This is a genomic window from Streptosporangium sp. NPDC049376 (genome assembly GCF_044466505.1).
Classification (GTDB): Bacteria; Actinomycetota; Actinomycetes; order Streptosporangiales; family Streptosporangiaceae; genus Streptosporangium.
In genome coordinates, this window is record NZ_JBITMT010000004.1 from 555,516 (window position 1) to 567,625 (window position 12,110).

Consider the following 12,110-nt stretch of genomic DNA (forward strand, 5'->3'; position numbering starts at 1 on the left):
GCCGATATGGAAAGTCTCACCGCGCGTGGCGAGGCCCGCGGGCTTGCCCTGCTGGGCGCTTTCCGAGCCAGGGGTCGCGGCGTTCGCCAGCGACTGGGAGGCAAGCGCGAGGAAAGTACCGATTGTCGCCGCCGTGGTGATCAATCCCCGTACGTACCTGCTGGAGTCGACGGTGGAAGCCCGTCCGGTACCACTAGAAGTCATCGCATTCCATGTCGTTGATGATTTCGGATACATGATCCGCCTGATGGCGGCAGGGGTGAAGTACCCGGTGATCGTTACAGTGATGCTTTTGGTTTATTAACGAAGATCAAAGAATTGACTGATGTGTTCTGTCGCTTATTTCGGCTTCTTGTGTCATATGGAAGGTGGATTTTATCCATATTTCTTGGATGGTCGCAGTTGTCGCCCAGCAGGAGAGATATGTGTGGATGGCGTGATAAATCACCCAGAGAAAAGCCCGGCTACCGGAGGAAACCGGCGCCGGGCATGTGAGCCGGACGGAAGCCAGGAGGGCCCAGGAGAGCCCAGGAGAGCTCTAGGAGAGCATCGCCAATGGGTTGGCGACCGGGACGTACCCGGCCCGGCGGTCGGCCGAGCGCGCCCACCGCACCGAGAGGTTGGCCTTGGCCGGCAGCGGCGCCCCGGCCAGCAGGTCCGCCAGCGGACGCGGCCACCCCCTGGAGCCCGCGTATCCGGCCAGCACCTCCCCGGCGACCGCCCACAGCTCCCGCACCGGGCCGTCGCCCGCCAGAGAGGCGGCGATCTCGGACAGATGGTTGACCATCAGGCAGTAGACCACCCGGTCCCACCCCGGCCCGGAATCGTAGGTGAGCGCCTCGGCGACCCGCGAGGGCAGCCCGGACAGGTCGTGCCTGCCCGCCACGAGCTTGGTCCCCTCCAGGTCGCGGAAGACCGCCTCGACCGGCGACCCCGACGCGTCCACGCCGACCAGCACGTTCTGCAGGTGCGGTTCGAGCACCACGCCGTGCTCCAGGTAGGCCTCAAGCACCGGAGGCGCGACGCACTCGACATAGGCCCGCCACCAACCGGCCGGGTCGGCGGGTCCAGATCCGGGCACGGCCAGCGCGCCACTCAGCAGCGGGGTCACCCCCGGCCTGCACACCGACCACGGGCTGGTACGGATGATCACACCGAGCCCTTCGAACAGCCGGGTGCCCAGGTTCGCCGAGCGGTAGCCGGGCTCGCTCAGCCAGCGCGTCCCGGGGAAGGAGGCGGCCAGGTCGTCGAAGACCGGCCCGAGGCGCCGGGTCAGCTCGACCGCTCCGGCCAGTTCGTACCACGCGTTCTTCCTGACGCAGTTGGTGATCCGCACATCCAGGCTGAACTTCAGGCACCGGTCGATCCCGGGGTCGTAGACCGTACGGACCGAGGAGGTGGGAACCGCGGGGCGGGAGCCGTACCCCAGGTCGACCAGGCGGCCGTCGGCCAGCGGCACGGCGAGGTCGTCGGCGAGCAGGTCGAGCTGCCACGGGTGCGCGGGCAGGATCGTGTACCCCTCGGGTGCCGGGCCGAGCTCGTCGAGCCGCCCGGTCTCACCCGCCTCAGCCAGCACGTCGTCGCGGACCCCGAGCAGCCGGAGCGGGAAGCTCGCGTGCGCCTCGGGCGCGTAGCGCAGCCAGCCCGCCCCGTCGTGGGCCTTGGGACTCGGATGGAACGGGTGCCCGAAGACCAGCCGCTGCTCGGAGGCCAGCCACGGGTCGGCCGGTTCCCGCCCGCTCCGCCTGGCCGCGAGCAGCGCCGCCATGGCCCGCCTGCTCGCGCCGACCTGGGCGGCGAACTCCTCGTTCGTCCCGCCCAGCTCGCTCTCCACGAGCCCGACGAGCCGGTCGGCGTCGAGCGGGCGCCAGTCACCCCCGTCGAGCCAGTCAGGGCGGCCCGCCAAGCGCAGCGCGAGCCCGCCGTGCGTCCTGGCCCGCAGCACGGTGCCGCCGACCCGCAGCAGCACGTACGGCTCGGCGTGCCAGACCTGTCCGCGAGGCCCGGCGACCTCCCTGACGCAGCAGCGCAGCAGCGCGGCGAGCGTCGCCTCCTCGGCGACGGCCGCGGGGGAGACGGCCGCGGAGCAGGGGTCGAGCGCGAGGCCGGTCATGGAATCCTTCGCATCGTCATGTTCTGGATGGCCGCAGGAGGGTGGCGCAGGTAGTTGGGCCCGCTGGTGCCGTAGAACTTGTTCACGTCACGGGCCCCGGTACGCGCCTTGTCGACCAGGGTTCCGGCGACGATCATCGACTTGCCGACGAGCCTGGCCGCCTCAAGGGTCCTGGCCCGCAGCAGCCGGGCCATCGGGTCGTCGCCGTACTCGGCGAGCGCCTCCCCGAGCGTGTCGCGGACCAGCAGGCAGGCCCGCGCCGGCGGCAGCGCGCAGAAGGCGACCGCCGCCGCGGCCAGGTGCAGCGTGATCGTCACGAACACGTCGGCGAGCGCGTGCGGGTCGTCGGTCAGCATCCGCTCGTCGGTGAAGTCCGGCACCGCGACGCCCTCGGCCAGCAGCCGGTCCGGTGAGGTCAGCAACCCGTCGTTGTCCTTGACCAGCAGCCTGGCCGGACCGTTCCCCAGCACCAGGGCCAGGTTCTGCTGGTGGGCCTCCAGGGCGGTGCCGTACCGGACGAAGAGCCGCACCTGGAAGCCGAACAGCAGCCTGAGGTAGGCGCCGAGCAGCGCCGTGACGTCCCCGCCGTACCACCGTCCGGCCAGCTCCTCCACGACGGGCACGCCCCGGGGGGTCGGCGCGGGCAGCGCGGCCACCGGGACGATCTCGCCGGGTGGCAGGCGGCGCAGGAGCCAGCCGAGATACTCGTGGTCCGCGTGGCCGTAGGTCTGCTCGTCGGCCAGCAGCACCCCCGGGTGCGGCAGCCGCCGCAGCAGCAGCTCCGCCCTGGCGCCGTCGGCGAGCGTGCCCGGTTTGATGGAGCGCCGGTTGCGCAGTCCCAGCGTGCTGGTCGGCAGCGGCAGCTTCACGTGCGTGCCCGCGTCGAGCGCGACCGTGCGCGTCGACAGCGTCGGCCTGACCTCCAGGTACGGCCGCGCCCCCACGACCGCCCACGGGATCTCCTCGACCACGGGAACGGTGAGCGGGTGCACGGGGAAGAGCACATGTGTGCGCGCCAGGGACGACGGCAGCCCCACCTCCGCGAAGCCCGGCGCGTACGGCATGGCCGCGCCGCGCGCCCGTTCCCGGGGCACGGCCGCCCAGCGCAGCTCGAAGGAGGGCGCGAACTCCGGCGCGTAGGCCGTCAGCTCGTCGTCGGACAGCCCGTTCCTGCACCGCGCCGTCGGATAGACCGGATGGTCGACGAAGGCGGCCAGCGTCTCGTACCGTACGGCGTCCAGCCGCTCCCCGGGCCCGGCGGCGGCCAGCAGGCCGAGCACCCGCTCCCGGTGGGCGGCGTGCAGCTCCAGGGCGCGCAGCGCCTGCTCGCACTCCTGGGCGAACGCCTCGATCCCCGGGCCGTCCTCCGGCGGGGCGACCTCCCCGAGGGTCAGCAGGACCTCGCGCAGGCCGAGCGTCTCCTCGGGGGCGACCACGAAGTCCTGGAAGAGCGACCCCGGCACCAGGCGCACCCCGCGCCCACCGGCCAGGGCCAGTGTGACGCCGCCCCTGTTCCCGGTGATCCGCCCGGCCAGGCCGCCGTAGTCCTCGCGCAGCAGCGCGTCCAGGACACGCGCGGCGAGGTACCGTTCCCGCGCGGTCACGCGATCACCCATGGTCTGTCCGCCGCGAAGGCCGTCAGGGCGGCGTCGACGCTCACCCGGTCGGGCCCGATCGCGCGGACAACCCCCAGATAGTCACGGTTGGTGTTGGTCGGTTCGATCCGGTCGCCGACGGCGCGCAGCGGCCGGTGCCAGAGCCTGACCCGGGCGCCGGGGGAAGGGGCGACCGCTCCCGGAGCGGAGACGACGGTCCCGGCCCGCTCCGCGACCACGCTCAGCGCGGTCCCGTGCTCCCGGGCACCGCCCAGGTCCCCGGCCGGCAGGCCCAGGTGGACGCCGAGGATCCTCTCGAACAGCGGAACGCCGAGCAGGTTGCCGAGCAGGAGGTCGCAGTGGTCGCCGATCACGCGGTAGTTGACCTCGATGATCCTGGGCCCCGCCTGCGTCATCACGTACTCGGTGTGACAGGCCCCGAAGCCCACGCCGAGCGCGTCCAGCGCCCGCAGCACATGGCCTGCCGCGGGCGGAGGCTCCCAGTCGAGTCGTTCCTCGACGAAGTACGGCAACGGCCCGAGCGTCGTCCTGAAGCCGCCGAGCACCCGTGTCCCGCTCCCGTCGCCGAGCGTTTCCAGCGTGTGCAGTGGGCCTTCGAGGTACTCCTCGACGACCAGCGCCTCACCGGGCCGTCTGGCGCCGATCGCGTGCAGGGCCTCTTCGAGCTCACGGTCGTCCCGCACCAGGACGACGTCCTCACTGGCGACGCCCTCGCGCGGTTTGACGACCGCGGGAAACGGCACGTCCCGGGGTACGGGGTCGCCGGGGGCGAGCCGTACCGAGCGGACGGTCTCGACGCCCGCCTCCGCCAGGCGCGCGCGGGTGAGGGCCTTGTTCTTCGCGGTGACGCAGGCCCGCCAGTCCTTGCCGGGCAGGCCGAAGTAGGCCGCGGCCAGGGCCGTCTCGGCCTGCAGGTGGTCGGAGTTGGAGAAGATCGCGCCGGGCGTGTGGTGGCCGGAGACGGTGTCGATCACCGCGCGGGCGTCACGGACGTCGCAGCCGAGCACCTCGGCCCCCGAGTCCCGATGGTGCTCCGGTCTGTCGGTCAGAACGGTGACGTCGCAGCCCAGCGCGCGTGCCGCGGGCAGGAATCCGTCGGTGACCGAGTCGGTCGGCTTGAGCGCGGTGAGGTACAGCCGCATGGGACCCCCGGAATCAGGTAAGCCTAACCTAACTCGCCGCATCCTAGCCGTACAGAGATCATGTCGCTCGGCTGACTGGATATTCACCGCATATGCCCGGCTTGCCGCTCCCCGGAAAGCCGTCCACGGCGAGCGTCGTAGGATGCCAGTCGATCTGGGAGACGGGGAAGAACGTGGACATCACCACCCAAGAAGGACTGCTGGGGCCGCTGCTTCTCGCGCGCAGCGCGATCGACCGCTCCGCCGCGCTACGCGGTGACGCCGAGTGGCTCGAACGCGCGTGGGCCGACGGCGCGACCCGGGTCGTCGTGGTCGACGACGGGCGGGCGCTGGTCAGGCGGCACGGAGACGGGGTCGATCTCGTCCTGCTGCCCACGGACGAGGCGCCGCAGGGGGAGCGCTACCTGCTCGGCCTGGACGCCGAGGGGATCGCCTACTTCGCAGTCTCGGGATCGCTCCCGGCCGACGGGCCCGCCGCGCTTCCCGGGCGGATCGTCTCCGCCGTCGCGCTCTCGGCCATCGAGGAGGGGGCGGACGTCGTCGCCGGGCTGCGGCAGGTCGGCTCGCTGCTGGGGGACCTGGACGCCGGGCTGCTGGTCTACGCGGTCGCGCTTGAGGCCTGGCACGCCACCCACGCCTTCTGCCCGCGCTGCGGGAGCCGTACCGAGACGCGCTCCGGCGGGCACGTGCGGGTCTGTCCCGAGGACGGCAGCCAGCACTTCCCCCGGGTCGACCCCGCGGTGATCATGCTCGTGCACGACGAGGCGGACCGGTGCCTGCTGGCCAGGGGGCCGCAGTGGCCCCAGGGCCGTTTCTCGGTGCTCGCGGGCTTCGTCGAGCCGGGGGAGTCACTGGAGCACGCGGTGGCCAGGGAGGTCGCCGAGGAGGTCGGCGTGCGCGTCGTCGAGCCCCGCTACCTGGGCAGCCAGCCGTGGCCCTTCCCGCGCAGCCTGATGCTCGGCTTCATCGCGCGGGCGGTCACGACGGAGTTCACGGTCGACCAGGAAGAGATCGCCGAGGCCCGCTGGTTCAGCCGCGCCGAACTGCGGGCCGCGCTGGACAGCGGCGAGGTGCTTCCGCCGCCCGAGGTCTCGATCGCCAGGAGGCTGATCGAGACCTGGTACGGCGAGCCTCTTGCCGGAAACTGGTGATCAGGCGTTCAACCGGGCCTTGACCTCGATCACCGAGGGATTGGTGAGGGACGTGCCGTCCTCGAAGAGCACGGTCGGCACGGTCTGGTTGCCGTTGTTGACACTCTCGACGAACTGCGCGGCGTCGGGGTTCTGCTCGATGTCGATCTCCCGGTAGGAGATCCCCTCGCGGGTGAGCTGGGACTTCAGCCGCTTGCATGGGCCGCACCAGGTGGCGGTGTAAACCGTCAGCGCCATTTCGTGAGATTTCCCCTCGTGAGATGTTCAGCGCTCAGTGGCAACAAAGTGAGAGCCGTTCATCTTCCCGTCGCCTGGATTTCCGTCGGTCAGAGGAGCTTGCCCGCGATCCAGTCCTGGACCGTCTCGGCGACCCCGGGAAGCCGGTACATCGGCGTGCTGTGCTCGCTTCCCGGCTCGGTCAGCACCGTCATGCTCACACCGACGGCCTTGAGCCGCTCCTTGAGCCGCAGACTGTGCTCGGCGGGCACGAACTCGTCCTGGGAATGTACGGCCAGCTCCGGCACGTCGCCCTTGCTGGCGTGCCTCGGGACCTCCATGCTGGCCCAGATCTTCGGGCACTTGACGGGTTCGCAGCCTCCGGCGAGCTGGATGGCCGACTCACGCAGCTTGCGCTTGTTCAGGTCGAAGACGTCGGTCGCGCCGTCCTCGTAGGCCAGCATCGGCGAGGTCACCGGTGAGATGCCGACGACCCCGCGCAGGCCGGGCAGCCCGTCCCCGTAGGTGCCGACGGCGGAGGCCAGGTGCCCTCCCGCGGAGAAACCGACGACCACGTAGTTGTTGGGGTCGAAGGACCACAGGGCGGCGTGCCTGCGGGCGGTGGCGATGGCGTCCAGCGCGTCGGTGCGCTGCGCGGGCCAGGCCGCGTCACCGGACAGGCGGTAGTTGATGTTGAAGACCGTGTAACCCTGCTCGGCGTAGCTGGTGGTGATCGCGGTCATGTACTTCTTGTCGCCGCTCGACCACCAGCCGCCGTGGATCAGGAAGACACCGGGCCGCTTGAGGCCGTCGGTCTGGTGCCAGACGTCCATCCGCTGACGGGGGTGCGGGCCGTACGCGACGGTGTTGATGACGGTGCCGTCGAGCAGCGGGTTGTCGGTCGAGGCGACCCTCGGGGTCGCGGTGGCCGACGGCTTCTTCGGCTTGGCGGTCGCGCCTGCGGACGGTTTCGCCGTCGGGCTGGGCGTCGGCTTGGCGGTCGAGGTGGCCGACGCCGAGGTGGTCGTGGACGGCTCGGGGCTCGGATCGGCCTTCCTGGCGGAGTGCTTCGCCTTGGTGGAGTGCTTCGTCCTGGCCTTGCGCGTGGTGGTCGCCTTCGAGGCGGTGATGGACGCGCCGCCGTAGTGCGCCAGCGTGGCGGGGGAGGCGTGCGCCGCGGAGGATGTCTGTAGCGCCACGGGGCCGATCACCAACGCCGCCAGGGCGAGAGCGCTCACGGTCGCCGCGGTTCTCACAGGTTTCTTCCTTCCCTCGGACCCCAAAATCCCCCCTCATTGTGGAGGAACTGCCCTTTTTACGCATCTTCTGGAACGACGTAGGTTGACGGCGGCATGTTGCCAGAATGGGCGGAGCTTGGCCACCGACTGCCAGGATGTTCACAGCTGGCCTGTACAACCCGTGTAAGGAGTCCCCGTGGTCACAGACGACGTCCTGGCGGGACTGGATCCGGAACAGCGGGCGGTGGCCGAGGCGGTACGCGGACCGGTCTGCGTGCTCGCCGGAGCGGGGACCGGCAAGACCCGGGCGATCACCCACCGCGTCGCCCACGCGGTGCGCAGCGGAGTGGTCGACGCCCAGAGCGTGCTGGCCGTGACATTCACCACACGCGCCGCCGGTGAGCTCAGGCAGCGGCTGCGCGCGCTCGGCGCCCCGGGGGTGCAGGCCCGTACCTTCCACGCCGCCGCGCTGCGCCAGCTCACCTACTTCTGGCCGCGCGTCATCGGCGGAGACCCGCCCAAGGTGATCGAGTCGAAGTTGCCGCTGCTGGCCGACGCCTTCCGACTCGTCAGAAGGGCCCCGGACCGGGCCGAACTGCGCGACGTCGCGGGCGAGATCGAGTGGGCCAAGGCCACCCAGATCGGCCCCGAGGACTACGCCGAGGCCGCGCGAAAGGCGGGCCGTACGCCGCCGGTGCCCGCGGAGGAGGTCTTCCGGCTCTTCGACGCCTACGAACGGCTCCGCCGCGAACGGCACCTGGTCGACTTCGAGACCATCCTCGAACTCACCGCCGCCGTGATGACCGAGCACCGTGAGGTGGCGGCACAGATCCGCCAGCAGTACCGCTACTTCGTCGTCGACGAGTACCAGGACGTCAACCCGCTGCAGAAACTCCTGCTCGACACCTGGCTCGGCGGACGCGACGACCTGTGCGTGGTCGGCGACCCCAACCAGACGATCTACTCCTTCACCGGCGCGACCCCCAGATATCTGACCGGCTTCTCCGTCGAGCATCCGGAGGCGGCCGTGATCAAGCTGGTCCGTGACTACCGCTCGACCCCCCAGGTCGTCTCCCTGGCCAACAGGCTGATCGACCGGTCGAAGAGCCCGCACCGGCTCACGCTGGTCGCACAGCGCCCCGACGGTCCGGAACCCGGCTTCACCGAGTACGACGACGAGCAGGCCGAGGCCGCGGGGGTGGCACGCGCGATCCGAGCCCTCGTCGACGGCGGTGTCCCGTCCCGCGAGATCGCCGTGCTCTTCCGGGTCAACGCCCAGTCGGAGGCCTACGAGCAGGCCCTCACCACGGTCGGCGTGCCCTACCTGCTGCGCGGGGCCGACCGCTTCTTCGAACGCCCGGAGGTGCGCCACGCCGTCGTCCTGCTGCGCGGCGCCGCCCGCTCGGCCGCGCGGGACGACGAACTGGCCCCGACCGTCAGCGACATCCTCGCCGGAATCGGCCTGACCCCCGTGCCGCCGGGCGGAGGTGGGGCCCGGGAGAAGTGGGAGTCGCTCAGGGCCCTCGCCGACCTCGCCGAGGACATGGCCGCCGAGGGCGCCGACCTGACCGCCTTCGTGGCGGAGCTGGAGCGCAGGGCGGGCGAACAGCACGCGCCGCCGGTCGACGGCGTGACACTGGCCTCCCTGCACGCCGCCAAGGGCCTCGAATGGGACGCCGTCTTCCTGGTCGGTATGACCGAGGGCATGATGCCCATCGTCTACGCCAAGACACCGGAGCAGATCGAGGAGGAGCGCCGCCTGCTGTACGTCGGCGTCACCCGGGCCAGAGAGCACCTGGCGCTGTCGTGGGCGTTGGCCCGCTCACCCGGCGGGCATCGCTCCAGGAGGCCCTCCCGCTTCCTCGACGGCCTCACAGGACGTTCCGGAGGGTCCGGCCGTGCGACGTCGGCCTTCGCCGCGTTCGTGTCCGGAGGGGCGTCCCAGGGTTCGGCTTCAAGAAGGTCCGCCGGGCGTCGCGAGGTGGCCACGCCGATCAACTGCCGTGTCTGCGGCAGGACCCTCGCCGCAGCCGCCGAGCAGAAGCTCGGCAGGTGCGCAACCTGCCCGGCCGACTACGACGAGGCCCTGCTGGAGAGCCTCAAGGCCTGGCGTGCCTCGGCCGCCAAGGAGGCCAAGGTTCCGGTCTACGTGGTCTTCACCGACGTCACCCTCCAGGCCATCGCGGAGCGAGCCCCGGCCACAGAAAGGGACCTGCTCTCTATAACCGGGATAGGACGCGTCAAAATGGACCGGTACGGCGAGGCGGTGCTGGCTCTCTGCCGTGCCGCCGCAGACCGGACGGAGGACGTGTGAACCAGGCTCTCAAGGAGTTGCTCGACCTGCTGGACCTGGAGCAGATCGAGTTGGACATCTTCCGGGGACGCAGCCCCGCCGAGGACGTCCAACGGGTCTTCGGCGGCCAGGTCGCCGCCCAGGCGCTGGTCGCGGCGGGCAGGACCGTCCCCCCGGAGCGTCACGTCCACTCGCTGCACGCCTACTTCATCAGGCCGGGCGATCCGGCGGTGCCGATCGTCTACAACGTGGAACGCGTCCGGGACGGCCGTTCCTTCACCACCCGCAGAGTCGTGGCCATCCAGCACGGCAAGGCGATATTCACCATGTCGGCCTCCTTCCACATCGACGAGCCGGGCCTCGCGCACCAGGCGACGACGATGCCCGAGGTGCCCGGCCCCGAGGAACTGGCGCCCTTCCCGGAGCGGATGCGGCAGGCCCTGGCGGACATGCCCGAGGACTCCCCCTGGCGGGAACTGCTGGCCAGGCCGCGTCCGCTCGACGCCCGCTACGCCACACCTCTTACCTGGGAGGCCCTGCGGGATCCCTCGCTGAGCCGTTCCACGACGAACGTCTGGTTCCGCTACGAGTCGGAGCTGCCCGACGACCCGCTGCTGCACGTGGTGCTGGCCGCCTACACCTCGGACTTCACCCTGGTGGACACCGTGCTGCTGGCCCACGGCCAGGCCTGGGGAACCCCCAACGTCTCCGGAGCCTCGCTGGACCACGCCATGTGGTTCCACCGCCCCTTCCGCGTCGACGAGTGGATGCTGTACGCCCAGGAGTCGCCCTGGTCGAGCTCCGCCCGAGGCCTGGCGAAGGGGGAGATGTTCACCCGGTCCGGGGAACTGGCCGTGTCGGTGGTCCAGGAAGCCATGATCCGTGTGAGTTAGTGGTAAAACTGCAGGTAGAAAATATGTTGCCCCTCCCTGTCGCCGGGGTTTAGGGTCATGCTCAAGCAAGTCGGACGCTCCTGTCCGACGATCCACGAATGGAGGTGAGTCCGCTGTGAAGAACATTCTGATGCCGTCCCAGTCTGGGCTTACCTTCATGACCCCTGCCATGACCCTGTCGTTCGGCACGTGCGCCATCCTCGCCGATGGTGCCGCGGCCAGACTCCGACAGGAGATCCAGGTCCAGCGGGAGGCCCAGCTCCGGCAGGACACGACTGTCCGTACCCAAGTTCTCGGCAGCCGACCGGCCACTCCGGCCGCCTTTAAGGCGGCAGGCGCAGGCGCCGTTCTGGCTCCTGAGGGCGGCAGCTACGCACTGACCAAGCACACCGGCAATGGTGGACGGCGTGGTCCGTATTCCTGGAGGCAACCTCCGGTCATAACCTGACCGAAGAAGAGCCTTCAGGCCGCGGATCCGCACCCAGGATTCGCGGCCTTCTTGTTTGTCCGCGTTGTTCCTGTCCCCCCACCTAGAGGTAATCGAAGACCAACACCTAACTGAGAGGTGAAGCAGATGGGGGCCCAGACGATCATGGACCTGATCGACGAAGCCGCAATCCCCTGTCGTACCGACCCCGACCTCTGGTTCGCGGAGTCTCCGGAGGACGTGGAGTTCGCCAAGGCACTCTGCGGAGGCTGCCCGATCCAGCAGGCCTGCCTGGCCCGCGCGCTTGAGCGCGAGGAGCCGTGGGGTGTCTGGGGCGGCGAGCTCATCCTGAGGGGCGCCATCGTCCCGAGGAAGCGCCCGCGTGGCCGTCCCCGCAAGACCCCCGTCGCCGCCTGACCGGCGCGGAACCTGATCAACCAAAAAGACCGTATGTCCCGAAAGGACCACTTCCGATGATCTACCCCAACAGCGCCACCGCCGGTTTCGACATGCTGCCTATGCAAGAAGAACTGGTGAGGGACCGAATACGAACCCTTCACCGGGAGGCGGAGGAGCAGCGCATCGTGACAGGCATACTGCGCCTGAGGCGCGCCCGCCGGAACGCGGAACGCGCCTCGGCCCGGCTGCGGCACGTACTCCTGCGCCTCGTCTGATCGCCACCGGCCACCGTCGATCGCCGTTGATCACCATTGATCAACGGCGCTCGCCGGCGATGGGCGCCGGTCAACGGTGATGAACGCCGGTAAGCGGCGCTCGCCGGTGGCCAACGGCGATGAATGCCGGTGAACACCGCTCAGTTCGGCTCTGGTAAGCGACGCGCGGCACGGATCCACGCCGCGCGTCGCCGCCGGGCGTGGGCGCCCCCCCCGGGTTGAAAACCACCCGGGACGCTCAACAGCCAACAACACCCGCCCCCCCCCCCGCCCGGGGGTCCCGGCGGGCCCGGCGGGGCCGGGGGCGGCGCGGGCGGCGCGCCGCGGGGGGCGCCCGCGGGGGGGGC

The 12,110-nt window shown here is 70.5% G+C and carries 11 protein-coding genes; 6 read left to right on the forward strand and 5 right to left on the reverse strand.

The features are described 5' to 3' along the window. The first annotated feature begins 133 nt into the window (after positions 1-133). On the forward strand, positions 134-304 hold the full coding sequence (locus tag ACIBVQ_RS15490; RefSeq protein WP_362914304.1) for a hypothetical protein: 171 nt from the start codon (positions 134-136) through the stop codon (positions 302-304). Between the two features lie 234 nt (positions 305-538). Here the strand turns inward: ACIBVQ_RS15490 and ACIBVQ_RS15495 are convergent, their stop codons facing one another. The 3 genes from ACIBVQ_RS15495 to ACIBVQ_RS15505 are packed head-to-tail and all read right to left on the reverse strand — an operon-like array spanning position 539 to position 4,871. Further along, positions 539-2,113 carry an IucA/IucC family protein gene (locus ACIBVQ_RS15495; RefSeq protein ID WP_399178009.1) on the reverse strand — a complete coding sequence of 525 codons (1,575 nt, stop codon included), beginning with the start codon at positions 2,111-2,113 and terminating at the stop codon, positions 539-541. Next, on the reverse strand, positions 2,110-3,729 hold the full coding sequence (locus ACIBVQ_RS15500; protein ID WP_399178011.1) for an IucA/IucC family protein: 1,620 nt from the start codon (positions 3,727-3,729) through the stop codon (positions 2,110-2,112). Before ACIBVQ_RS15500 ends, ACIBVQ_RS15495 begins: the two co-directional genes overlap by 4 nt. Further along, positions 3,714-4,871 carry an ATP-grasp domain-containing protein gene (locus ACIBVQ_RS15505; RefSeq protein WP_399178013.1) on the reverse strand — a complete coding sequence of 386 codons (1,158 nt, stop codon included), beginning with the start codon at positions 4,869-4,871 and terminating at the stop codon, positions 3,714-3,716. The genes ACIBVQ_RS15500 and ACIBVQ_RS15505 overlap by 16 nt, the downstream gene beginning before the upstream one ends. Before the next feature lie 92 nt (positions 4,872-4,963). Between ACIBVQ_RS15505 and nudC the strand changes: the two genes are divergently transcribed. Next, on the forward strand, positions 4,964-6,022 hold the full coding sequence (nudC, locus tag ACIBVQ_RS15510; protein ID WP_399178014.1) for an NAD(+) diphosphatase: 1,059 nt from the start codon (positions 4,964-4,966) through the stop codon (positions 6,020-6,022). Here the strand turns inward: nudC and ACIBVQ_RS15515 are convergent, their stop codons facing one another. Continuing rightward, positions 6,023-6,259 (reverse strand): mycoredoxin, encoded by a 237-nt coding sequence (locus tag ACIBVQ_RS15515; protein WP_184718882.1) that lies wholly within the window; start codon positions 6,257-6,259, stop codon positions 6,023-6,025. An 89-nt stretch (positions 6,260-6,348) separates the two neighbouring features. After that, positions 6,349-7,494 carry an alpha/beta fold hydrolase gene (locus ACIBVQ_RS15520; RefSeq protein ID WP_399178017.1) on the reverse strand — a complete coding sequence of 382 codons (1,146 nt, stop codon included), beginning with the start codon at positions 7,492-7,494 and terminating at the stop codon, positions 6,349-6,351. A gap of 178 nt (positions 7,495-7,672) precedes the next feature. Between ACIBVQ_RS15520 and ACIBVQ_RS15525 the strand changes: the two genes are divergently transcribed. From ACIBVQ_RS15525 to ACIBVQ_RS15540, 4 genes are all read left to right on the forward strand, one after another. After that, complete coding sequence (locus ACIBVQ_RS15525; protein WP_399178019.1) at positions 7,673-9,790, forward strand: ATP-dependent DNA helicase UvrD2; 2,118 nt, start codon at positions 7,673-7,675, stop codon at positions 9,788-9,790. Then, positions 9,787-10,662: an acyl-CoA thioesterase II gene (gene tesB, locus ACIBVQ_RS15530; protein WP_352016225.1), complete on the forward strand. Its 876-nt coding sequence runs from the start codon at positions 9,787-9,789 to the stop codon at positions 10,660-10,662. Before ACIBVQ_RS15525 ends, tesB begins: the two co-directional genes overlap by 4 nt. Positions 10,663-10,777: 115 nt before the next feature. Continuing rightward, a complete protein-coding gene (locus ACIBVQ_RS15535) occupies positions 10,778-11,110 on the forward strand; it encodes a hypothetical protein (RefSeq protein WP_352016224.1) in 333 nt (110 codons plus the stop codon). 126 nt (positions 11,111-11,236) lie between these two features. Continuing rightward, positions 11,237-11,506, forward strand: coding sequence for a WhiB family transcriptional regulator (locus ACIBVQ_RS15540; RefSeq protein WP_184718892.1), 270 nt, complete (start codon positions 11,237-11,239; stop codon positions 11,504-11,506). The last annotated feature ends 604 nt before the right edge of the window (positions 11,507-12,110 follow it).

What these genes read in the sequence shown, in the direction of transcription:
- ACIBVQ_RS15495 (WP_399178009.1), bottom strand. Translation starts at nt 2,113, where the DNA reads ATGACCGGCCTCGCGCTCGACCCCTGCTCCGCGGCCGTCTCCCCCGCG.
- ACIBVQ_RS15500 (WP_399178011.1), bottom strand. Translation starts at nt 3,729, where the DNA reads ATGGGTGATCGCGTGACCGCGCGGGAACGGTACCTCGCCGCGCGTGTC.
- ACIBVQ_RS15505 (WP_399178013.1), bottom strand. Translation starts at nt 4,871, where the DNA reads ATGCGGCTGTACCTCACCGCGCTCAAGCCGACCGACTCGGTCACCGAC.
- nudC (WP_399178014.1), top strand. Translation starts at nt 4,964, where the DNA reads ATGCCCGGCTTGCCGCTCCCCGGAAAGCCGTCCACGGCGAGCGTCGTA.
- ACIBVQ_RS15515 (WP_184718882.1), bottom strand. Translation starts at nt 6,259, where the DNA reads ATGGCGCTGACGGTTTACACCGCCACCTGGTGCGGCCCATGCAAGCGG.
- ACIBVQ_RS15540 (WP_184718892.1), top strand. Translation starts at nt 11,237, where the DNA reads ATGGGGGCCCAGACGATCATGGACCTGATCGACGAAGCCGCAATCCCC.